The 20,758-nt window shown below is 66.5% G+C and carries 21 protein-coding genes and 1 other RNA gene; 15 read left to right on the plus strand and 7 right to left on the minus strand.

Features of this window, described 5'->3' with window-relative positions:
- Positions 1-9 precede the first annotated feature (9 nt).
- Positions 10-1,440, plus strand: coding sequence for a methyl-accepting chemotaxis protein (locus QW863_RS13080; protein WP_315713921.1), 1,431 nt, complete (start codon positions 10-12; stop codon positions 1,438-1,440).
- Between the two features lie 9 nt (positions 1,441-1,449).
- Here the strand turns inward: QW863_RS13080 and QW863_RS13085 are convergent, their stop codons facing one another.
- The 3 genes from QW863_RS13085 to ssrS all read right to left on the minus strand — a co-directional run bounded on the left by QW863_RS13085 (position 1,450) and on the right by ssrS (position 3,129).
- Positions 1,450-2,274, minus strand: a complete 825-nt coding sequence (locus tag QW863_RS13085) for a TIGR00282 family metallophosphoesterase (RefSeq protein ID WP_315713920.1) — start codon at positions 2,272-2,274, stop codon at positions 1,450-1,452.
- A gap of 1 nt (position 2,275) precedes the next feature.
- Positions 2,276-2,857, minus strand: coding sequence for a 5-formyltetrahydrofolate cyclo-ligase (locus QW863_RS13090; protein ID WP_315714372.1), 582 nt, complete (start codon positions 2,855-2,857; stop codon positions 2,276-2,278).
- Between the two features lie 110 nt (positions 2,858-2,967).
- Positions 2,968-3,129: non-coding RNA, 6S RNA (gene ssrS / locus QW863_RS13095), on the minus strand.
- A 1,058-nt stretch (positions 3,130-4,187) separates the two neighbouring features.
- On the opposite strand from ssrS, the gene QW863_RS13100 reads away from it, so the two are divergent.
- A complete protein-coding gene (locus tag QW863_RS13100; RefSeq protein ID WP_315713919.1) occupies positions 4,188-4,643 on the plus strand; it encodes a DsrE family protein in 456 nt (151 codons plus the stop codon).
- Positions 4,644-4,759: 116 nt separating this feature from the next.
- Positions 4,760-6,007, plus strand: coding sequence for a TAXI family TRAP transporter solute-binding subunit (locus QW863_RS13105; RefSeq protein ID WP_315713918.1), 1,248 nt, complete (start codon positions 4,760-4,762; stop codon positions 6,005-6,007).
- Between the two features lie 318 nt (positions 6,008-6,325).
- On the opposite strand, the gene QW863_RS13110 is transcribed toward QW863_RS13105, so the two are convergent.
- Together QW863_RS13110 and QW863_RS13115 are read right to left on the minus strand one after the other, a co-directional pair.
- Positions 6,326-6,967 carry a glutathione S-transferase family protein gene (locus QW863_RS13110; protein ID WP_315713917.1) on the minus strand — a complete coding sequence of 214 codons (642 nt, stop codon included), beginning with the start codon at positions 6,965-6,967 and terminating at the stop codon, positions 6,326-6,328.
- A 3-nt stretch (positions 6,968-6,970) separates the two neighbouring features.
- Positions 6,971-8,239 carry a serine hydrolase domain-containing protein gene (locus QW863_RS13115; protein ID WP_315713916.1) on the minus strand — a complete coding sequence of 423 codons (1,269 nt, stop codon included), beginning with the start codon at positions 8,237-8,239 and terminating at the stop codon, positions 6,971-6,973.
- Between the two features lie 211 nt (positions 8,240-8,450).
- Here QW863_RS13115 and QW863_RS13120 point away from each other — a divergent pair, with 211 nt between their 5' ends.
- Together QW863_RS13120 and QW863_RS13125 are read left to right on the plus strand one after the other, a co-directional pair.
- Positions 8,451-8,654 carry a hypothetical protein gene (locus tag QW863_RS13120; RefSeq protein ID WP_315713915.1) on the plus strand — a complete coding sequence of 68 codons (204 nt, stop codon included), beginning with the start codon at positions 8,451-8,453 and terminating at the stop codon, positions 8,652-8,654.
- Between the two features lie 161 nt (positions 8,655-8,815).
- On the plus strand, positions 8,816-9,202 hold the full coding sequence (locus QW863_RS13125) for an ester cyclase (protein ID WP_315713914.1): 387 nt from the start codon (positions 8,816-8,818) through the stop codon (positions 9,200-9,202).
- Between the two features lie 138 nt (positions 9,203-9,340).
- Here QW863_RS13125 and QW863_RS13130 read toward each other — a convergent pair whose 3' ends face one another.
- Both QW863_RS13130 and QW863_RS13135 read right to left on the minus strand, forming a co-directional pair.
- Positions 9,341-9,724: a cell division protein ZapA gene (locus QW863_RS13130; protein WP_284423241.1), complete on the minus strand. Its 384-nt coding sequence runs from the start codon at positions 9,722-9,724 to the stop codon at positions 9,341-9,343.
- The gene (locus QW863_RS13135) at positions 9,721-10,071 is read right to left on the minus strand and encodes a DUF4164 domain-containing protein (RefSeq protein WP_315713913.1); all 351 of its coding nucleotides are present in this window, start codon (positions 10,069-10,071) and stop codon (positions 9,721-9,723) included. Before QW863_RS13135 ends, QW863_RS13130 begins: the two co-directional genes overlap by 4 nt.
- Positions 10,072-10,339: 268 nt before the next feature.
- Here QW863_RS13135 and tkt point away from each other — a divergent pair, with 268 nt between their 5' ends.
- The 10 genes from tkt to QW863_RS13185 all read left to right on the plus strand — a co-directional run bounded on the left by tkt (position 10,340) and on the right by QW863_RS13185 (position 20,661).
- Positions 10,340-12,325 carry a transketolase gene (gene tkt / locus QW863_RS13140; protein ID WP_315713912.1) on the plus strand — a complete coding sequence of 662 codons (1,986 nt, stop codon included), beginning with the start codon at positions 10,340-10,342 and terminating at the stop codon, positions 12,323-12,325.
- A 213-nt stretch (positions 12,326-12,538) separates the two neighbouring features.
- A complete protein-coding gene (gene gap, locus QW863_RS13145; RefSeq protein ID WP_315713911.1) occupies positions 12,539-13,546 on the plus strand; it encodes a type I glyceraldehyde-3-phosphate dehydrogenase in 1,008 nt (335 codons plus the stop codon).
- Between the two features lie 104 nt (positions 13,547-13,650).
- Positions 13,651-13,794 carry a hypothetical protein gene (locus tag QW863_RS13150; RefSeq protein ID WP_315713910.1) on the plus strand — a complete coding sequence of 48 codons (144 nt, stop codon included), beginning with the start codon at positions 13,651-13,653 and terminating at the stop codon, positions 13,792-13,794.
- A 26-nt stretch (positions 13,795-13,820) separates the two neighbouring features.
- Positions 13,821-15,011, plus strand: coding sequence for a phosphoglycerate kinase (locus tag QW863_RS13155; protein WP_315767832.1), 1,191 nt, complete (start codon positions 13,821-13,823; stop codon positions 15,009-15,011).
- Between the two features lie 46 nt (positions 15,012-15,057).
- Positions 15,058-15,309, plus strand: coding sequence for a hypothetical protein (locus QW863_RS13160; protein WP_315713908.1), 252 nt, complete (start codon positions 15,058-15,060; stop codon positions 15,307-15,309).
- A gap of 196 nt (positions 15,310-15,505) precedes the next feature.
- A complete protein-coding gene (gene fba, locus QW863_RS13165) occupies positions 15,506-16,573 on the plus strand; it encodes a class II fructose-bisphosphate aldolase (RefSeq protein ID WP_315713907.1) in 1,068 nt (355 codons plus the stop codon).
- A gap of 374 nt (positions 16,574-16,947) precedes the next feature.
- Positions 16,948-17,970: a class I fructose-bisphosphate aldolase gene (locus QW863_RS13170; protein ID WP_315713906.1), complete on the plus strand. Its 1,023-nt coding sequence runs from the start codon at positions 16,948-16,950 to the stop codon at positions 17,968-17,970.
- Positions 17,970-18,647, plus strand: coding sequence for a thiamine phosphate synthase (locus QW863_RS13175; RefSeq protein ID WP_315713905.1), 678 nt, complete (start codon positions 17,970-17,972; stop codon positions 18,645-18,647). The genes QW863_RS13170 and QW863_RS13175 overlap by 1 nt, the downstream gene beginning before the upstream one ends.
- A 10-nt stretch (positions 18,648-18,657) precedes the next feature.
- Positions 18,658-19,740: a tetratricopeptide repeat protein gene (locus QW863_RS13180; protein WP_315713904.1), complete on the plus strand. Its 1,083-nt coding sequence runs from the start codon at positions 18,658-18,660 to the stop codon at positions 19,738-19,740.
- Between the two features lie 129 nt (positions 19,741-19,869).
- Positions 19,870-20,661, plus strand: coding sequence for an inositol monophosphatase family protein (locus tag QW863_RS13185; protein ID WP_315713903.1), 792 nt, complete (start codon positions 19,870-19,872; stop codon positions 20,659-20,661).
- Positions 20,662-20,758 lie beyond the last annotated feature (97 nt).

Raw genomic sequence — 20,758 nt, forward strand, 5'->3', positions numbered from 1 at the left:
AGTCTGGACATGTCGGTCGCGCAACGCGCCATTCTGGAAAGTCACGACGCGCGCACCGGCGCCGAACGGCTGATGGACGAGATCGCCGACCGCATCGGCGGTCTCGGCGTCGAGCTCGCCGATGTCGCCGGCAACGTCCAGGAGGTCGCCAACCGCGTCAGCTACCAGTCGCAGCGGTTCGGGCATCTCCAGGCCACCGCCAAGACCATGGTCGCGGCCAATCACGACATCGCCACCGCCTCGCAGGCGGTGCAATCGGCCACGACCGCCGCGGTCGGCGACATCGCCCAGTCGCGCAACGTGGTCGACACCGCGGTGCGGCACATCGCCGAATTGGTCGAGTCCGTCGAGCGCATCGAGCAGCGGCTCGGCTCGGTCGGCGATGCGCTGTCGCAGGTCGCCAAGGTCTCGGTCGCGATCGAGGCGATCGCCAAGCAGACCAACCTGCTGGCGCTGAACGCAACCATCGAGGCGGCCCGTGCCGGCAGCGCCGGCCGGGGCTTCGCTGTCGTCGCAAGCGAGGTGAAGTCGCTCGCCGAGGCGACGCGGCAGGCCACCCAGGAGATCGGCGATACCCTGCGCGGGCTCGACTCGCAGGTGAAGAGCCTGCTCGGCGAGAGCGGCCAGGCCTCCTCCCGCGCCAAGACCGCGGGTGAAGGCGCCCAGCAGATCGGCGGCATCATCGTCCGCGTCCAGGACGGCTTCACCAGCGTCGGCCAGGAGATCGACGGCGTGGCGAAGGCCGCGACCTCCAACCTCGCGCATTGCGACGCCGTGATCAGCGAGCTCAACGAGCTCGCCAAGGGCGTCGACCAGTCCTCGGTCGAGCTCAAACAGGCCGACAGCCGGATCGCCAAGCTGCTCGATCATTCCGAGGCGCTGATCGGGCTGATCGCCGAGAGCGGCGTACAGACCGCGGACGCGCCGCTGATCAAGACCGTCGTCGACACCGCCCGGCAGATCTCAGCGACCTTCGAAACGGCGATCGACCGCGGCGAGATCACGCTCGCCGACCTGATGGACGAGAGCTATCGCGAGATCCCCGGCACCAATCCCAAGCAGTACATGACGCGCTACGTCGAATTCACCGACCGCGTCCTGCCGGCGATCCAGGACCCGATCCAGGGCAGCGATCCGCGCATCGTGTTCTGCGTCGCCTGGGCGCGCGGCGGCTACCTGCCGACGCACAATCCGAACTACCGCAAGCCGCAGGGGCCCGATCCGGTCTGGAACAACGCCAACTGCCGCAACCGCCGGCTGTTCGAGGACCGCGCGGTGAAGAAGGTCGCCGCCGCCAGCAACAAGCCGTTTCTGCTGCAGACCTACCGCCGCGACATGGGCGGCGGGCAGTTCGTGCTGATGAAGGACCTCTCGGCGCCGATCTTCATCAAGGGCCGGCATTGGGGCGCGTTCCGGATGGGTTTTCGGCTCAAGGCCTGATCCAGGCTCTCATCCTCCCCAGAACGAAGGCTTCGCCGGCGACAGCCGGCCGCCGATGCGCACCGGCGCGATCTTGATCGCAAGCCCGGTGCCGTTGTCGGTCTCGACCGCCACGCCGCTCAACGTCGCCTCGCCGGAGGCCGGCTCGAAGCGCGCCGACGGGATGCCCGACTGGAAGCGGCGCAGCGGCTCGTCCTTCTGCATGCCGATGATGGAGTCGTAATCGCCGGTCATGCCGGCATCGGTCATGTAGGCGGTGCCGCCGGGCAGGATCTGGTGATCGGCCGTTGGCACATGCGTATGGGTGCCGACGACGAGGCTGGCGCGGCCGTCGCAGAAATAGCCCAGGCCCTGCTTCTCGCTGGAGGCCTCGCAATGCACGTCGACCACGATCGCATCCGCCGCCTCGCGCAGCGGGCAGGCGCCGAGCTCGCGGCCGACAGCCGCGAACGGGTCGTCGAACGGCGTCATGAACACGCGCCCGAGCACGTTGACCACCAGCGCGCGGGCGCCGTTCTTGGCGTCGACCAGCGCCGCGCCACGGCCGGGCGTGCCCGCCGGATAATTCGCAGGGCGCACCAGGCGCGGTGCGCGCTCGATGAACACCAGCGCCTCGCGCTGGTCCCAGGAGTGGTTGCCGAGCGTGACCGCGTCGGCGCCGGCGTCGACCAGCTCCTGATAGATCGCCTCGGTGATGCCGAATCCGCCGGCCGCGTTCTCACCATTGACGATGACGAGATCGAGCGCCCAATCGCGGATCAGGCCTGGCAGGTGGTCCGAGACGGCGCTGCGGCCGGCCCGGCCGACGACGTCGCCGACGAAGAGAATTCGCAACTCAATTGCTCCGGAAATCCAAGGTCTCGCGCTCGGTTAGCACATAATCCAGCGCCGCGTCGTGGGCCAAGGCCGGGATCGCCTCGGTTTCCTGCACGGCAAAGCCGAGGCCGACGCCGATGAGGTGATGCGATTTACGCAAGTGCGAGAAGGTGTAGTCGTAGTAGCCGCCACCGTAACCGATGCGATGGCCGGTGCGGTCGAAGGCGGCGAGCGGGACCAGCATCACGTCCGGCACCAGTTCGGCCGCAACAGGCGACGGCTCGGGGATACCGAGCGAGCCCAATGTCAGCCGATCACCCGGCGACCACGCCCGGAAGGAGAGCGAATGGCCGCGCGCCAGGATGACCGGCAGTGCCAGCCGCGCACCCTTCGCCGCCAGCACGCGCATCAGCGGCACCGGATCGAGCTCGTTGCGAATCGGCGCATAGCCCGAGACCACCTGGCCCGGCTCCAGCGCGAAGGGGAGCCCGCGCGCCGCGATGGCCTGCGCGGCGGCGCTGCGCGCCTCGTCGCTCAGCGCGTCGCGCGCGGCGAGGGCTGCAGCTCGCAGCTGCTGCTTGGTGTGCTGGACGGCCTTCATCGGCATGCGGCGGGATCTCCGTCAAGAGCTCGCGGACGCGGGCACTCCAACGTTCTCAGAAACGCAGCAGGTCGGCAATCAAGGGGACAGAACAGAGGGAGAGAGACAAGCGCGAAGCCGCAATCGCCGTTGAAACGCTCGATCCCGGAGTTCCCTACGAAAGTAGGTGGGCACCATATGTCCAGGTCCACGGACCTGGCCAGGGACAGTTCCCTAAAGGATCGATAAGGCCCCGGGGATATGTTGGTTCCGGACGCGCGTCGCAGCCTCGCTGACGCAATGTAACCATGGCGGGGTGATTTTGCCAGCGGTGGAAGCGGATTGACGCGCGCTGCCGTTGTCCAACCTCGGCGTCGTCGCCCGGCTTGACCGGGCGCCCCCGTACGCCGAGGCAGCAGTGGTTGAGCCGACAGGCCGCGGCGTACCGGATCGCCCGCTTTTCGCGGGCGATGACAGTTGTCGGGTGGTAGGAGCCGGGCCGAACACGGCAGAGCAGATCAGAATAGGCATGGCATCGCGTCCTCGTGGCGCTCGGCGTCCGAGTTGTTCATTTGGCTCGCCCTCTCGACACAGAGGGCACAGGGAAGGCCGGGCGTCGGCTGACGCCCGTGGCCCGCCTGCGTAAAAAATGCAGGCGGCAGGTACCACAGGTGCAGCCGGAAACACCCGGCCTTCCCTGCGCGACGGTTTGAACGGCTGCTTCGCGATCTCCCTGGTGCGCCGGGCTTGTTGGCCACCATGCGCGACAACGCGCTTGCGCGCGTTGCGCGGGACACCAGCATCGGGGTGTCAGGACCACGCGACTTGACCGTACGTGCATCGCCGTTCGTCCGCGCGATCAACTCACGCTGCGGCAATCCACGCCCATCGCATCCCACTGCCAACGCCTCGTGACGGTCGCGACACGCCCCTCATGCGGCAGCAGGACGAGCGGAAGCATCCGCCTGATTTGCCCGACACGGCAAGCCATGCGGCCTGCGACATCGTAACGCGACGGGCAGTCTGCGCATGATCGACATGCGCGGTTTGCCCGTCGTGCAGTTTACGACGTGCATCTGCTCCCGTGCCGCCAGCTCAACATTCCGCCGTCGTCCCGGCCTCGCGCGCCCTTGCGCCGAGGCAATTCAGGATCTCTCCGCAGATGCAGCCTGGATTGCTTCGCCTCGCCACTGCGCTCGCAATGACGCCGTGGTGATGACGGCGCTCCCGCGGCAGCGCCGCGTCGGCAGCGCATAGTCTTGCCACGATTCAGGCTCATCGACTTGGAGCTGAGGTTGTGGCAGATCATGCCTACATCCCAATGCCCTGTATCGTACATTGGAGTCCTGGCATGCGCTTCGATCTCAAAACCGTCACGGCCGCCTGCGCGCTACTGATCGCGTCGGCTGCTGCGAGCCTCGCCGCCGACGTCAAGATTCATCGCGTCTCGATCCAGGTCGATCAGAACGATCCGGCAATCATGAATCTGGCGCTGAACAACGCCACCAACATCATGGAGACGTTCAAGGAGAAGGGCGAGGAGGTCGAGATCGAACTCGTCACCTATGGACCCGGGCTGAACATGCTGCGCGAGGATACCTCGCCGGTGAAGGACCGGCTCAAGCAGATCGCCGAGCTCAGCTTTCCCGCCAAGATCAAGTTCTCCGCCTGCAACATCACCAAGCGCGGCATGGAGAAACGCGAAGGACATCCGATTGCGATCGTCGCCGAAGCGAGCCTGGTGCCATCGGGCGCGGTGAGGCTGATGGAACTGCAGGAGAGCGGCTGGAGCTATCTGAAACCTTAGGTAGTTTCTGCCCCAAAACTGCCAGCTTTAGGGCTCATTGAGATACGACCTTGGATTGAGCTGTGTCATCAGTCTGCTCGGGGGATGGCGAGCAGACGCGATCGGGGACTAGTCACATGCACAGAGTACTCGCCCGGCCGGCGCTGCTGGCGCTGGCAACGCTTTCGGCTGCCTTGCTCACCCCCGTCGGCGCGGTGCTTGCGCAAGGGCAGTCCGCCGCTCCGCTCTCGATCAAGCCTGCGCGCGCGTCGGAACGGCGGGCCGTCGAGCCTCGGGTCTCCGAGACCCGCGCCCCCGAGCCACGGAGCGCCTCGGACGAAGCCGCCATCAAGACGCGCATGAACCAATGGACCGTCGGCCTGGCCGCGGGCCTGCCCGACGGCGGCTTCGTGCGCTTCGCCAGCGAGATGGCGCGGACCATGGACGACGGCGACAACATGCGCCTGATCCCGATGGTGACGCGCGGCACCACCTCGAACATCGCCGACCTGCTCTATCTGCGCGGTGTCGACGTCGCGATCACCTATGCCGATGCATTCGACTTCTATGCCAGGCAGGCCGGCCTTTCCAATATCAACGACCGCATCCGCTACGTGCTGCGCTTCTTCATCTCCGACGTGCACATCTATGCGCGCGAGGAGTTCAAGTCGCTGCAGGACCTGAAGGGCCAGAAGGTCGCGGTGGGCACGGCGGGCGTGGCCGCCGCCCACACCGGCCCACTGATCTTCCGGCGCCTCGGCATCGACATCGAGCCGGTCGCGGTCGGTGGCCCCGTCGCACTGGAGAAGCTGCACAAGGGCGAGATCGCCGCGATGGTGTATGTCGCCTCCAAGCCCGGCGAACTGTTCAGCGGCAAGAAGGCGGATCCTGGATTCCACTTCGTGCCGGTGCCGTACACGCAGCAATTCTCGGACTTCTATTATCCGACCAGCATCAAGGCCGACACCTATCCAGGGCTGGTCGCACCCGACACCGCCGTGGAAACCATCGCCGTGCCGTCGGTGCTGGCCGTCTACAACTGGAAGCCGGGCAGCGACCGCGCCGACCGCGTCAACCGCTTCGTCGACACGCTGTTCACCAACCTCGCGCGGCTGCAGCAGCCGCCGTTCCATCCGGGCTGGAAGGATCTCAATCTCGAGGCCCAGGTGCCGGGCTGGCAGCGCTATCCGTATGTCGACGCCGTGCTGGAGCGGATGAAGAAGGAGGCCAATGTCGGCCTGCCGCCCGCCGCGGCCGGCAGTCTCTCGCAGCAGGAGCGCTTCGATGCCTTTCTCGAATCGCAGGCCAAGGCGCCGACCTCGAAGGCGGAGAAGGAGGAGCTGTATCGCTCCTTCCTGGACTGGAGCCGCAAGCGGCAGAAGTGAGCAGGCGATGGGCTGATGACAGCGGGCGAGGTGGTGGGCTGTCGACCATAAGTTCATTTGCATTCTCGCCCTAACGCTGGCGTGTTGCGAGAAGCTGAAAAATAGTGGGACGAGACATGGCGGCTCGGACAGTCTGCTCCCTCTCCCCGTTCTCACGGGGAGAGGGTTGGGATAAGGGGCCGACGCACGGGGAGTGCACGTGGTGAGACCTGTCCCCCCTCACCCGGATTGCATCTCACGATGCAATCCGAGCTCTCCCCGCAAGCGGGGCGAGGTACACCGAGCAAGCCGCCAAAGCGATCTTCCGACCCGCGACGATCAGCTCAACAACAACGCCATCCCCGGATCCCCCTTGGCCATCGCGCGCTGATAGGCCGGGCGCGCAGCGATGCGGGCGAGATAGGCGCGGATGTTGGGGAAGGGTCCGAGATCGTAGGGCAGGAAGTAGCGCATGGTGGTGAGCGAGAAGACGGTCATGATGTCGGCGGTGGTGAGCGCGTTTCCCGCGAGATAATCCGCCTCGCCGCAACGCGCCTCGACCAGCGCGAAGGCACGGTCGAGCCTCGCCCTGATGGCGCCGAGAACCGGATTGTCGTCGGGCAGATGCAGCCGGTTGAGGATCATCAGTCGGCCCATCGCCGCCTGCAACGTACCGTTGGCGAAATGAAGCCAGTAGAGGAACGGCGCGAAGCTGGGATCATCAGGCCCAGGCCGCAAGCGGTCTTGGCCGTAGGTCGCGGTGACGTAGTCGACGATCGCGCCGGATTCGGCGAGCACGAGATCGCCATCGGTGATCACGGGCGCCGCGCCGATCGGATGCAGCGCCTTGTACTCGGGCGGCGCCAGCATCGTCCGGGCGTCGCGCGTGTAGCATTTCAGTTCGTACGGAATTTCCAGCTCCTCGCAGAGCCAGACGATACGTTCGGACTGCGACTTGCCGAGGTGATGAACCGTGAGCATGCGCTATTTCACCATCGCGCCATAGACGATGTCCTGCACCTGCTCGCGATAATATTTGCGCAAGTCCCCGGGCGCCGCCGTGCCGACCACGACGACGAGACGCTCCCTGGGATCGCAGAAGAACTGCGTGCCATAGGCGCCGTTCCAGCTGAACTCACCGGGATTGCCGGGCACCGCCGACAGGCCCTCGCTGACGCGCACGGCGACGCCGAGCCCGAAGCTGAAGCCGGCGCGATGCGGCTCCACATTGGCGACGGTGTTCTTGATCTCGGGCCCGAGATGGTTGGAGGTCATGTGGTGCACCGTCTTCGGACTCAGGATGCGCGCGCCGTCGAGCTCGCCGCCATTGAGCAGCATCTGGCCGAAGCGGACGTAGTCGCCGATGGTGGCGAACGAGCAGACGCCGCCGCAGTCCGACTTGGTCGGCGTGTCCAGCAGCTTGATCGCCTGCGGCTTGCCGGTCAGCGGATTGTTCGGAAACGGATGCGCCAGCCGCGGGCGCTGTGCGTCGGTCGGCGCGAACGTCGCATCGGCCATGCCGAGCGGCTTCCAGAGATTGGCCGACAGATATTCGCCGAGCCGCTGCTCGCTGACCTTCTCGATCACGGCGCCGAGCACGTCGATGGAGAAGCCGTATTCGAACTGCGTGCCGGGCTGATGCGCCAGCGGCAGCTTGGTGATGCGCTCGATGAACGCCTGGGTGTCGCCTTCGATCGCAGGCGCGGTGCCGTCGGGATAGAGCCGCGCCACCGCGCTCGAGCTGTCCGGCCGGCCGCCATACATCAGGCCCGAGGTGTGGCGGTAGAGATCATGGATCAGGATGGGGCGGGCCTGCGGCACCAGCAGCAGCGCTCCGTTTTCCTGGGTGACGCCGACCTTCATGTCGGCGAATGCCGGATAGTAGTCGGCGAGCCTGGCCTGCAGCGGCAGCCGCCCCTGCTCCATCAGCATCAGCCCGCCGACCGCAGTCAACGGCTTGGTCATCGAGGCCAGGGCGAAGATCGCGTCGAGCGGCATCGGCGTGCCCTTGACCGGATCGAGCTGGCCGTAGGCCTTGTAATGCACGAGCTTGCCGTCGCGCGCGATCGCCACGACCGCGCCGGGCACGCGCTTGGCGGCGATCTCGCGGGCGAAGAAATCATCCATGCGCGCGAGACCCGCCGGCGAGAAGCCGACCTCGTCGGGCTTGGCTTCGGGCAGCGGCGCGGCCGCGAGCTGCGTGATGATCATGGTGAAGGCTGTGGCTACGGCCGCCTTGAGCAGCGTCTTCATGGGCACTCCCTGATGCGCGGACGATCCCGTTTGTCGCCACGGGATTCAATGGCTCCGCCTGGACAATGAGTAGAGGACACAGGGAGGAACGACAAGCGGTCGCAACACGATCGCATCGCGATGACGTGATCGGCCTCGCTGCCGCACAACGGCGTATCCGCGCGACCAATCGGAGGGAGACGGGCGAGACCGCTGACACGCGAGATCACGCATGCTGAGGACGATCGGACTCATCCTTCACACGCTCTGGGCCATTTGTACGCTTGCGACCGGAGCCTTCGTCGGCGCAGCCGTCGGCTTTCACTATCATGGCTGGATCGGCGCCATTGTCCTCGGCGTCATCGGCCTGGGCGTCGGTAGCCTGGCGGCGGCCTACCCGCTGGAGACGATCGCGACGCTGTTGGAGGGTCTTTGACGCGAGGGCCATGTAGCCCGCATGAGCGAAGCGACGCCCGGGAAAGCGCGGGCACCGAGATGGTCTCGGATATCGCTGACCTTCATTGAGGCTACGGGCTGGGAACCGCCATGCCGGCCCCGTGTTGTTCGATGCAACGCGTTCGTCCAAACAGCCGCGCCATGACCGGACCCGAGCTCGCCAATCACTATCGCGGCTATATCGTGTGCCTGAATGCGCAGGCTTGGCCGCAGCTCGGCGATTTCGTGCACGAGCACGTCGTTCACAACGGCCGGCAGCTCGGACTCTCCGGCTATCGCGACATGCTGATCGGAAACTTCGCCGACATTCCCGATCTCCGTTTCAACATCGGCCTGCTGCTATCAGACCCGCCCCGCGTCGCGAGCCGGCTGTACTTCGACTGCACGCCATCCGGCGAATTTCTCGGGCTCGCCATCGACGGCCAGCGCGTCGCCTTCACCGAGAACGTGTTCTACGAATTCCGCGAGCGCAAGATCGTGGAGGTGTGGTCGGTCATCGACAAGGCCGCAATCGAGGCGCAGCTGTGAATGCGAACGCGTGGCGGCACCAGCCGCCCCAATGGGCTCAAGGCCGGGACGACACCTTGGATGAGGCGGCAGGTCAGACAATCGCTGATGGAGAGACCCACAACACGATGATACGTTGTCGCGAGGGCTTGAATCGTCTCACCCGATCGCCACACCACCGCCGATGGTGCGGTTCAGCACCTGTGTGGTGCGCTCGATGCGCTCGGCGGCGGCGTTCAGCGCCTTCGCCACCGCGACCTGCGTGGCACGGGCGCGGTCGCTGGCCTGGTTGCGGACGTTGCGCAGGCCTTCGAGCTCCTGCTCCAGCACCTGGACGCGCTGATTGGCATCGATCAGCTCATCGCACACGGTGAGCGCCGCCATCACGGTGAGTCGGGCGTCGCCGATCTCGCCGAACTTGCCGCGCAGATTGGTGATGCGCGTCTCGAGACTCTCCGCGAGCTTCAGCAGCCGCAGCTCCTGGCCCTCCTCGCAGGCCATGCGATATTGACGGCCGTTGATGGTGACGTTGATGTGGCTCATTCCTCGTCCTCATCATCATGCGCGGCGTCCTGCCCGTCGCCACCAGCGAGCACCGCGCGGATCGTGCCGATCGCGGTGTCCAGGCGTTCGGCGATCTCGCGGTTGGTGCGCTCGAGCCGGCGCGTCTTCATCAGGGAGCCGTCGAGCTCGTCGGCGAGACGCGAGCGGTCGGCGCCGAGCGCCTGGATGCGCGTCGCCAGCTCGTCCTCGTCACGATCCGCCTCGCGCCGCCGCTCGACCGCGCTCTCCAGCGCGTCGAGGGCCGTCATCAGTCGCCGCGTCGCCGCCTCGAGATCGGCGGCGCCGGGTTCCACCTGGCCGGTAAGATTGGCAGGGTGATCGTTCATGGCACGGATGCGAGGCCCTCGGAGCAAGCGGGATGCGACAAAAGCGCTGTCCGGCAAGCGGTTACGGGCAAAATCTTACGTGGTGGGCGAGCCAAGCGCAACGCTCGGCCGAAACTATGCACTACTAAGCAACTTTTGGGAGGTTCCCGGCGTTGCAGAACCTTTGATTCCCGGAACCGAGGTGCTAATCAGCCCGCAAAATCCCGGCCCGCCAGCAATACCGGCGGCGCTCCTGTCATCAGCATTTCACGTTTGGACGGATTCCAGCATGACGCAGGTCGATCATTCCCGCATGGCCAACGCCATCCGCGGGCTCGCAATGGACGCCGTCGAGAAGGCCAAATCGGGCCATCCCGGCCTGCCGATGGGCGCGGCGGACGTCGCCACAGTGCTGTTCACCCGCGTGCTGAAATACGATGCCGCAGCGCCCGCCTGGCCGGACCGCGACCGCTTCGTGCTGTCGGCCGGCCACGGCTCGATGCTGCTCTATGCGCTGCTGTATCTGACCGGCAACGAGGAGATGACGCTCGACCAGATCAAGCGCTTCCGCCAGGTCGGTTCGCTCACCCCCGGCCATCCGGAGAATTTCCGCACCAAGGGCATCGAGACCACCACCGGCCCGCTCGGCCAGGGCATCTCCACCGCGGTCGGCATGGCGCTGGCCGAGAAGATGCTGCAGGCGGAATACGGCAAGAAGATCGTCGACCACCACACCTATGTGCTGGCCTCGGACGGCGACCTGATGGAGGGCATCTCCCAGGAAGCGATCGCGATGGCCGGGCACTGGAAGCTCAACAAGCTGATCGTGCTGTGGGACGACAACGGGATCTCGATCGACGGCCCGCTGTCGATCGCCGACTCGGTGGACCAGGTGAAGCGCTTCAAGGCGTGCGGCTGGGCCGCCGAGCTGATCGACGGCCATGATCCCGAGGCGATTGCGGCCGCGATCGCGCGGGCGCAGAAGTCGTCGAAGCCGTCGCTGATCGCCTGCAAGACCACCATCGGCTACGGCGCGCCGACCAAGGCCGGCACCTCCAAGGTGCATGGCGAGGCGCTCGGCGCGGAGGAATTGAAGGGCGCCAAGGAGAAGCTCGGCATTTCGCAGGAGCCGTTCTCCGTGCCCGACGACGTGCTCGCCGCCTGGCGCGAGGCCGGCCGCCGCGGCGCAACCGCACGGGCGGAGTGGGAGACCCGGCTCGGCGAGATGGGCCCGCGCAAGCGCGCCGAGTTCGAACGGCGGCTGCGCCACGAGCGGCCCGCCGCGCTGGCGAAGGCGCTGAAGGACCACAAGAAGGCGCTGCTGGAGACCCCGCTCAACGTCGCCACCCGCAAATCGTCGGAGGCCGCGATCGAGGTGATCGCAGCCGCCATGCCGTTCGAGTTCGTGGCCGGCTCCGCCGACCTCACCGGCTCCAACAACAACAAGGCGAAGTCGGCCGTCTCGTTCTCGGCCAAGACGCCGAAGGGCCGCTTCATCCACTACGGCATCCGTGAGCACGGCATGGCCGCCTGCATGAACGGCATCTTCCTGCATGGCGGCTTCGCGCCGAACGGCGCCACCTTCCTAGTGTTCTCGGACTACGCGCGCGGTGCTATCAGGCTGTCGGCGCTGATGGGCGCGGGCGTCGTCTATGTGCTGACGCATGATTCGATCGGCCTCGGCGAGGACGGCCCGACGCACCAGCCGGTCGAGCATCTGGCGGCGCTGCGCGCGATCCCGAACATGCGCGTGTTCCGGCCGTGCGACGCGGTCGAGACCGCCGAATGCTGGGAGCTGGCGCTGAACCGCACCAACGGCCCGACCGTGCTGGCGCTGACGCGGCAGAACCTGCCGCAGCTGCGCACCTCCGCGCCGGCGGACAATCCGTGCAGCCGGGGCGGCTACGAGCTCGTCGCCGCGCAGGGCGAGGCCAAGGTGTCGCTGTTCGCGACCGGCTCCGAGGTCGAGATCGCCGTGGCCGCGCAGAAGCAGCTCGCCGAGCGTGGCATCCCAGCCCGCGTCGTCTCGGTACCGTCGCTGGAGCTGCTGCTCGAGCAGCCGGCCGAGGCCAGGGCCAAGATCATCGGCAACGCTCCGGTCAAGATCGCCATCGAGGCCGCGGTGCGCTGGGGCTGGGACGCGGTGATCGGCCAGGACGGCATCTTCATCGGCATGCATTCGTTCGGCGAGAGCGGCCCGGCCAAGGAGCTCTACAAGCATTTCGGCATCACCGCCGAGGCGGCTGTCGCGGCGGCCGTACAGCGGCTGGCGTAAAGCCCGCTCGATCCTGCGCGGCGGTTCACCAAATCAGGAGCGCCGCGCGAACATGATTCGCGACGGTTGAGCGAGCGCAAAAAAAGGACTACGAAAGGGCCATATCGTCCGCTCGCGCCCGGCAGAACCGGGCGTCAACAGGTCCAAACCCTCGTAGAGCCCTTGCCAGGGGCCGGCTGCGAGGGACGAGAAACGTCATTGAAGGAGACGAAAATGGCAGTCCGGGTCGGGATCAACGGGTTTGGCCGCATCGGCCGCAACGTTCTGCGCGCCATCGCGGAATCGGGTCGCAAGGACATCGTGGTGGTCGGCATCAACGATCTCGGCCCGGTCGAGACCAACGCCCACCTGCTGCGCTTCGACAGCGTGCACGGCCGCTTCCCCCATACCGTGACCGTCGACGGTGACACGATCGATATCGGCAACGGCAAGATCAAGGTCACCGCCGAGCGTGATCCGTCGAAGCTGCCCTGGAAGGACCTCGGCGTCGACATCGCGCTGGAATGCACCGGCATCTTCACCTCCAAGGACAAGGCCTCCGCGCATCTGACCGCCGGCGCCAAGCGCGTGCTGGTCTCGGCCCCGGCCGACGGCGCCGACGCGACCATCGTCTACGGCGTCAATCACACGACGCTGACCAAGGATCACCTCGTCGTCTCCAACGGCTCCTGCACCACCAACTGTCTGGCGCCGATCGCCAAGGTGCTGAACGACACCGTCGGCATCGAGACCGGCTTCATGACCACGATCCACGCCTACACCGGCGACCAGCCGACACTCGACACCATGCACAAGGATCTCTATCGCGGCCGCGCGGCGGCGATGTCGATGATCCCGACCTCGACCGGCGCGGCCAAGGCGATCGGCCTGGTGCTGCCCGAGCTGAAGGGCAAGCTCGACGGCGTCGCGATCCGCGTGCCGACGCCGAACGTCTCGGTGGTGGATCTCAAGATCGTCGCCAAGCGCAACACCGACCCGAAGGAGATCAACGAGGCGATGAAGCGCGCCGCCGAGCAGGAGCTCAAGGGCGTGCTCGGCTACACCACGTCGCCGAACGTCTCGATCGACTTCAACCACGATCCGCACTCCTCGACGTTCCACATGGACCAGACCAAGGTCATGAACGGCAACCTCGTGCGCGTGATGTCCTGGTACGACAACGAGTGGGGCTTCTCCAACCGCATGGCCGACACCGCCGTCGCGATGGGCAAGCTGCTCTAACTCTCGCCCAGTCATTCCGGGGCGCCTTGCAGAGAGGCCCCCGGAATCTCGAGATCCGGGTGCGGTCCTGCGGACCGCCCCGGAACGACGGCTGAGGAAGCGCGATGACCCTTCCCAACTGGCTTGGAATCCCCGGCGCGCTGCTGCTGATCGGCCTGATTGCCTATGGTTTCCGCCAAGGCATGCGGGTGACGACGAAGCAGGAAGGCGATCCGCCGGAAAACACCAACGGCTACAATCAGCCCTGATAGTCCCTCGTTCAACGGTGGCTTCAATGAAACAATTCCGCACCCTCGACGACGTCGACGTCAAAGGCAAACGCGTGCTGCTGCGCGTCGACCTGAACGTGCCCATGGAGAATGGCCACGTCAGCGATGCGACGCGCCTGGAGCGCGTCGCGCCGACCATCAATGAGATCGCGACCAAGGGCGGCAAGGTCATCCTGCTCGCGCATTTCGGCCGGCCGAAGGGGCGCGATGCCAAGGACTCGCTGAAGCCGGTCGCCACTGCGCTCTCGCAGGTGATCAAGCGTCCTGTCGCCTTTGCCGACGATTGCATCGGCGAGCCGGCGGCGACCGCCATCGCCGCGATGAAGGACGGCGACGTGCTGTGCCTGGAGAACACGCGCTTCCACAAGGAGGAAGAGAAGAACGATCCGGCGTTCGTCGCCGAGCTCGCCAAGCTCGGTGACATCTGGGTCAACGACGCCTTCTCCGCCGCGCACCGCGCCCACGCCTCGACCGAAGGCCTCGGCCACAAGCTGCCGGCCTATGCCGGCCGCACCATGCAGGCCGAGCTCGACGCGCTCGACAAGGCGCTGGGCCGGCCGGCCAAGCCGGTCATCGCGATCGTCGGCGGCGCCAAGGTCTCCACCAAGATCGACCTGCTGGAAAACCTCGTCACCAAGGTCGATGCGCTGGTGATCGGCGGCGGCATGGCCAACACCTTACTGCATGCACAGGGCGTGCAGATCGGCAAGTCGCTGGCTGAGAAGGATCTCGCCGCCACCGCGCTCAGGATCATGGAGAAGGCCGAGGCCTCGAACTGCGCCATCATCCTGCCGGTGGATGCCACCGTTTCGTATCACTTCGCGGCCAACTCGCCGTCCTTCGCCTATGGCCTCGACGCCATCCCGCCGGACAGCATGATCCTCGACGTCGGCCCGCAATCGACCGCCCGCATCCATGCCGCGATCGACGACGCCGCGACGCTGGTGTGGAACGGTCCGCTCGGCGCCTTCGAGCTGACGCCGTTCGACCGCGGCACGATGGTCGCCGCCAAGCACGCGGCCGAGCGTACCAAGGCCAAGAAGCTGGTTTCGGTGGCCGGCGGCGGCGATACCGTCGCCGCGCTCAACCAGGCCGGAGTTGCCTCGGACTTCACCTATGTCTCGACCGCCGGCGGCGCTTTCCTGGAGTGGATGGAAGGCAAGCCGCTGCCGGGCGTCGAGGTGCTGAAGATCTGATTTCTCGAACGTTGTCGGCCATGGATGTTTCTGTTATGTTCCATCCATGGTCGAGACTCCGACAGACCATTCGATCCTGATCAAGATCCAGGAGAGCATTGCTGCGCTCCGGACAGAGGTCGGACAGTTCAGGCTGGATAATCGAGCCGAGCACGAGCGCATGGAAGCCTTGATCCGCAGGCAGCGTCGGGACTCTGCCGGCATGCTGGTGATGATGCGCGCGGCCGCCGGTGACTTAGACGTGCGTGTCACCGAGGTCGAGGAACGCATCACCGCTCTTGAAGCCAGGAAGACCTGATCTCCCATCGTTGAGCTACCGGCAACGCGCCAGCCCTACGCGCTAACCCTAGACGTATCCTGACCGCCTCCTCCTCCAGGCTGCGTCGCCACTGCCCTTGGAATCCGCCCACCACCGCGTTATGCACGGTGCAGCAGTTTCGGCGCGTTCGCATCCTGCCGCACGGTCCAATCCTTAATCTCAGGGAGTTCCAGCCATGGCTCGTATCACGTTGCGTCAATTGCTCGACCACGCGGCGGAAAATGACTACGGCGTCCCGGCGTTCAACATCAACAACATGGAGCAGGCGCTGGCCATCATGGAGGCGGCCAATGCGGTCGACGCGCCGGTCATCATCCAGGCCTCGCGCGGCGCCCGCTCCTATGCCAACGACGTCATGCTCAAGCACATGATGGACGCGGTCACCGAGATCTATCCGCACATTCCGGTGTGCGTGCATCTCGATCATGGCAACGGTCCCGACACCTGCATGACCGCGATCCAGTCCGGCTTCACCTCGGTGATGATGGACGGCTCGCTGAAGGCCGACGGCAAGACCCCGGCTGACTGGGACTACAATGTCGGGGTCACCAAGACGGTCGCCACCATGGCGCATCTCGGCGGCATCTCGGTCGAGGGCGAGCTCGGCGTGCTCGGCTCGCTCGAGACCGGCATGGGCGACAAGGAGGACGGCCACGGCGCCGAGGGCAAGCTGTCCCACGACCAGCTGCTGACCAATCCGGACGAGGCCGTGAAGTTCGTGCGTGAGACGCAGGTCGACGCGCTCGCGATCGCGATGGGAACGTCGCACGGTGCTTACAAATTCACGCGCAAGCCGGACGGCGACATCCTCGCCATGAACGTGATCGAGGAGATCCACCGCAAGCTGCCGAACACGCATCTGGTGATGCACGGCTCGTCCTCGGTGCCGCAGGATCTGCAGGAGATCATCAACACCTATGGCGGCAAGATGAAGCCGACCTGGGGCGTGCCGGTCAGCGAGATCCAGCGCGGCATCAAGAACGGCGTCCGCAAGATCAACATCGACACCGACAACCGCATGGCGATGACCGGCCAGATCCGCAAGGTGCTGTCGGAGCACCCGGAGGAATTCGATCCGCGCAAGTACCTGAAGCCGGCGATGGAGGCGATGGCCAAGCTGTGCAAGCAGCGCCTGCAGGAGTTCAACACCGCCGGCCAGGCCTCGAAGATCAAGCGCGTGCTGACGACGGCCGAGATGGCCAAGCGCTACGCCAACGGCGAGCTCGCCCCGAAGATCGCGTGAGCGTTCGTCGTGTAGTTCGACCTTCGCCCTGAACTCGGTGTGCTCCCCTCCCCCTTGCGGGTAGGGCTATCGCATCTGGCGCTTTACGTCTTGCGCCCGCCTTTTTCCACTTCGTCATGGCCGGGCTTGTCCCGGGCATGACGGAGTAACTCGTTGGCAGCAGTTCGTGCCGCGATTGCCGAATTTCGTCAAATGCGATCGCCCTGCCCGTACGGGGAGGGGAGCCGACTGCCGCTGAGTTGACAAGGTTGCACCATCAGCAACCTCCCCTTCACCTCTCCGAGAGTCCGCCTCACCTGCGGCCAATGTTTGCTCGGCAACCGCCCGAGAACCGTCTATTTTGATGGGCAGGGCAGGTGCGTCTGGAGCCAAGCATGAACCTCTCCGCACTGAACACCACGGCCCTTGCCATGGTCGCGCCGGGCAAGGGCATTCTCGCCGCCGATGAATCCACCGGGACGATCAAGAAGCGCTTCGATGCCATCAAGGTCGAATCGACCGAACAGAACCGCCGCGACTATCGCGAGATGCTGTTCCGCAGCGCAGGCATGTCGTTCATCTCCGGCGTCATTCTCTATGACGAAACCATCCGGCAGAACGCCGCCGACGGCACCCCGCTGGTGAAGCTGATCGAAGCGGCCGGCGCCATTCCCGGCATCAAGGTCGACGAGGGTACGCAACCGCTGCCCGGCTGCCCCGGCGAGCGGGTCACGGCCGGGCTCGACAGGCTTGCGGATCGGCTGGCGACGTACTACGCGCTGGGTGCGCGCTTCGCCAAATGGCGGGCCGTGATCGATATCGACAAGGACAACATCCCTTCGATGACAGCGATCCATGTCAACGCGCATGCGCTCGGCCGCTATGCCGCCCTGTGCCAGGCCGCGAACATCGTGCCGATCGTCGAACCGGAGGTGCTGATGGACGGCGATCATGACATCGCTCGCTGCTTCGACGTCACGCGCCGCGTCCTGAACGAGGTGTTTCGTGAATTGCGCATCCAGCGCGTCGCGTTGGAAGGCATGATCCTGAAGCCCAATATGGCGGTCCCGGGCAAGCAATCGCCGGACCAGGCCGGGGTGCAGGAGGTCGCCGAAAGGACCGTCCAACTGCTGAAGGAATGCGTGCCTGCGGCGGTGCCCGGCATCGCCTTCCTGTCCGGCGGACAATCCGACGAGAGCGCGACCGCGCATCTCGACGCGATGAACCGGCTCGGTCCGCTGCCCTGGAGGCTGACCTTCTCCTATGGCCGTGCCTTGCAGGCCGCGCCGCAACAGGCATGGGCCGGCAAGGCGGCGAACATCCCCGTCGGCCAGCGGGCCTTCACCCACCGCGCTCGCATGAACGCGCTTGCCAGCCGCGGCCAGTGGACCGCCGCGCTCGAGAAAGAGGCCGCCTAGTGTCCGGCAAGACGACATCCGCGCGGCCCGCGCCGCGCCTGTATCTGGCAACGCCGGTCGTAACCGACGCGGCGGCGCTGGCCGCCGGCCTGCCGGCGATCCTCGCCAGCGCCGATGTGGCGGCGGTGCTGGTGCGGCTGAAGGAGAGCGATCCGCGCAGCATGATCACGACGGTCAAGACGCTGGCGCCGGCGATCCAGGGCGCCGGTGCGGCGCTGCTGATCGACGGCCATCCCGACATCGTGGCCCGCGCCGGCGCCGATGGCGCGCATCTGACCGGCGTCGCCGCGCTGGAGGAGGCGCTGCCCGGCCTGAAGCCGGACCGCATCGCCGGCTGCGGCGGCCTGTCGACACGCCATGATTCGATGCGCGCCGGCGAGCTCGGCGCCGACTATGTGCTGTTCGGCGAGCGCGACGCGCAGGGACGGCGGCCCTCGCCGGATGCCGTCAATGAGCGCCTGGCCTGGTGGGCCGAGCTGTTCGAGCCGCCCTGCGTCGGCTATGCGATCTCGCTCAAGGAGGCCGCGGACTTCGTCGCCGCGGGAGCCGATTTCGTGCTGGTCGACGACCTCGTCTGGAACGACGCCCGCGGTCCGGCCGCCGCTCTTGACGAGATCAGCGCCGCGATCCGCAGCGCCCATGCGGCCGTGCCGGCCGACGCGCCGGGACAGAGCTGAACCGCCGCCGATGACGATCCTGCGCCTGACATGTGTTGTTGCTGCGCTCGCCATGGCGACGACGGGCGCGGCCGCGCAGATCTCGTTGACGCCGCCTGCTCAGCAGCCGCCGACGGAAAAGCCCAAGCCGGTCGAAAGGCCGGCGGAGAGGCCCAAGCCGCCGGCACCGTCTGCTGCGAAGAAGCCAGCCCCTGCCCCGTCGGCCAAGCCGGCCGCCCCGGCGCCGGCCGCGACGCCACAGCCCGCCGCCAATGATCCCAATGTCGACCTGGTCTACGGCGCCTATCAGCGCGGCCAGTACAAGACCGCCTTCGATCTCGCCACGCCGCGGGCGCAGGCCGGCGATCCCAAGGCCATGGCGATGCTCGGCCAGCTCTACGAAAACGCCATGGGCATCCGCCGCGACTACGACAAGGCGGCGATCTGGTACAAACGCGCCGCCGAGGCCGGCGACCGCGAAGCGATGTTCGCGCTGGCGATGATGCGGCTGGCCGGGCGCGGCGGCCCTGTCGACAAGCTCGAGGCGGTCAAGCTGCTGGCCTCCGCCGCCAAGCTCGGCGAGCCCAAGGCGGCCTACAATCTCGCGCTGCTCTATCTCGACGGCCAGACCTTTCCGCAGGACCTCAGACGCTCGGCCGAGCTGCTGCGCCTTGCTGCGGATGCCGGCAACGCCGAGGCGCAATACGCGCTGGCGACCTTCTACAAGGAAGGAACCGGCGTGCCGAAAGACCTCGAGAAGGCCGCTCGCCTGCTGCAGGCCGCGGCGATCGCCGACAATGTCGACGCCGAGGTCGAATACGCGATCGCGCTATTCAACGGCACCGGCGTGCCGAAGGACCAGCCCGCGGCGATCGCGCTGCTGCGCAGGGCCGCGCGGCAGAACAGCCCGGTCGCCCAGAACCGACTGGCATGGGTGCTGCTGTATGGAATCGCCACCCAGATGGACAAGGTCGAGGCCTACAAATGGCACCTGGTGGCCAAGACCGCCGGCAAGGGCGACCCCAAGCTCGACGAGAAATTCGCCGACATCCCCCCCGAAGACCGCGCCAAGGGCGAACAGGCCGCCAAGCGCTGGCTGGGCACCATCAAGTGATCGGCCGCTGATCCGGCCTTGACGCGGCGGCCCCGGCAGGGCACCCACAGCCAGCCATTTCACCCGCCTTCGTCCGCTTCCGGGGAAGGCGCGCACCGCGAGGTGCGGTCAGCCCAGCGCATCGAGCTCATGATCCATTCCGCCCTCATCAATGTCATGGTCAAGGCCGCGCGCCGCGCCGGCCGCAACCTCAAGCGCGATCTCGGCGAGATCGAGCATCTGCAGGTGTCGCTGAAGGGACCGGCGAACTTCGTCTCGCGCGCCGACAAGAAGGCCGAGGAGATGCTGTACGAGGATCTCTCCAAGGCCCGGCCCGGCTACGGCTTTCTCGGCGAGGAAGGCGGCAAGCGGGAAGGCAGCGACAAGTCGCACACCTGGATCGTCGATCCGCTCGACGGCACCACCAACTTCCTGCACGGCATCCCGCAATTCGCGATCTCGATCGCGCTCCAGCGCGAGGACACCGTGATCGCCGGCGTGATCTACAACCCCGCCAATGACGAGCTCTACATCGCCGAGCGCGGCAAGGGCGCGTTCCTCAACGACCAGCGGCTGCGCGTCGCCGCACGGCGCCAGCTCCATGAATGCGTCATCGCCTGCGGCCTGCCGCATATCGGCCGCGGCGACCACCAGCTGTTCCTGCGCGAGATGACCTCGCTGCAGGTCAAGGTCGCAGGGCTCCGCCGCTTCGGCGCCGCCTCGCTCGACCTCGCCTTCGTCGCCGCCGGTCGCTTCGACGCCTATTGGGAACGCGACCTGCAGCCCTGGGACATCGCGGCCGGCCTGATCATGGTGCGCGAGGCCGGCGGCACCGTATCGGGCATCGACGGCAAGGAGGACGCGCTGGCGACTGGGCACGTCGTGTGCGGCAACGAGGTCATTCACCGCGAGCTCGTGAAGGTGCTGAAGGCGGCGGCGTAGTTTTGATTCTGCGCGGCCACGCCGTTCGCCTTCTTATAGAATGCCACACCGCTCGCGTCACATACGGTGTCGTCCCGGCCTTGAGCCGGGACCCATA

Source organism: Bradyrhizobium sp. SZCCHNR1017 (assembly GCF_032381375.1).
Taxonomy (GTDB): Bacteria; Pseudomonadota; Alphaproteobacteria; order Rhizobiales; family Xanthobacteraceae; genus Bradyrhizobium.

Bases quoted from the DNA above. Each gene is read 5' to 3' on its own strand.
- QW863_RS13080 (WP_315713921.1), top strand. From the start codon at position 10: ATGTCGGTCGCGCAACGCGCCATTCTGGAAAGTCACGACGCGCGCACC.
- QW863_RS13090 (WP_315714372.1), bottom strand. From the start codon at position 2,857: ATGAAGGCCGTCCAGCACACCAAGCAGCAGCTGCGAGCTGCAGCCCTC.
- QW863_RS13100 (WP_315713919.1), top strand. From the start codon at position 4,188: ATGCGCTTCGATCTCAAAACCGTCACGGCCGCCTGCGCGCTACTGATC.
- QW863_RS13105 (WP_315713918.1), top strand. From the start codon at position 4,760: ATGCACAGAGTACTCGCCCGGCCGGCGCTGCTGGCGCTGGCAACGCTT.
- QW863_RS13110 (WP_315713917.1), bottom strand. From the start codon at position 6,967: ATGCTCACGGTTCATCACCTCGGCAAGTCGCAGTCCGAACGTATCGTC.
- QW863_RS13115 (WP_315713916.1), bottom strand. From the start codon at position 8,239: ATGAAGACGCTGCTCAAGGCGGCCGTAGCCACAGCCTTCACCATGATC.
- QW863_RS13120 (WP_315713915.1), top strand. From the start codon at position 8,451: ATGCTGAGGACGATCGGACTCATCCTTCACACGCTCTGGGCCATTTGT.
- QW863_RS13125 (WP_315713914.1), top strand. From the start codon at position 8,816: ATGACCGGACCCGAGCTCGCCAATCACTATCGCGGCTATATCGTGTGC.
- QW863_RS13130 (WP_284423241.1), bottom strand. From the start codon at position 9,724: ATGAGCCACATCAACGTCACCATCAACGGCCGTCAATATCGCATGGCC.
- QW863_RS13135 (WP_315713913.1), bottom strand. From the start codon at position 10,071: ATGAACGATCACCCTGCCAATCTTACCGGCCAGGTGGAACCCGGCGCC.
- tkt (WP_315713912.1), top strand. From the start codon at position 10,340: ATGACGCAGGTCGATCATTCCCGCATGGCCAACGCCATCCGCGGGCTC.
- gap (WP_315713911.1), top strand. From the start codon at position 12,539: ATGGCAGTCCGGGTCGGGATCAACGGGTTTGGCCGCATCGGCCGCAAC.
- QW863_RS13150 (WP_315713910.1), top strand. From the start codon at position 13,651: ATGACCCTTCCCAACTGGCTTGGAATCCCCGGCGCGCTGCTGCTGATC.
- QW863_RS13155 (WP_315767832.1), top strand. From the start codon at position 13,821: ATGAAACAATTCCGCACCCTCGACGACGTCGACGTCAAAGGCAAACGC.
- QW863_RS13160 (WP_315713908.1), top strand. From the start codon at position 15,058: ATGGTCGAGACTCCGACAGACCATTCGATCCTGATCAAGATCCAGGAG.
- fba (WP_315713907.1), top strand. From the start codon at position 15,506: ATGGCTCGTATCACGTTGCGTCAATTGCTCGACCACGCGGCGGAAAAT.
- QW863_RS13170 (WP_315713906.1), top strand. From the start codon at position 16,948: ATGAACCTCTCCGCACTGAACACCACGGCCCTTGCCATGGTCGCGCCG.
- QW863_RS13180 (WP_315713904.1), top strand. From the start codon at position 18,658: ATGACGATCCTGCGCCTGACATGTGTTGTTGCTGCGCTCGCCATGGCG.
- QW863_RS13185 (WP_315713903.1), top strand. From the start codon at position 19,870: ATGATCCATTCCGCCCTCATCAATGTCATGGTCAAGGCCGCGCGCCGC.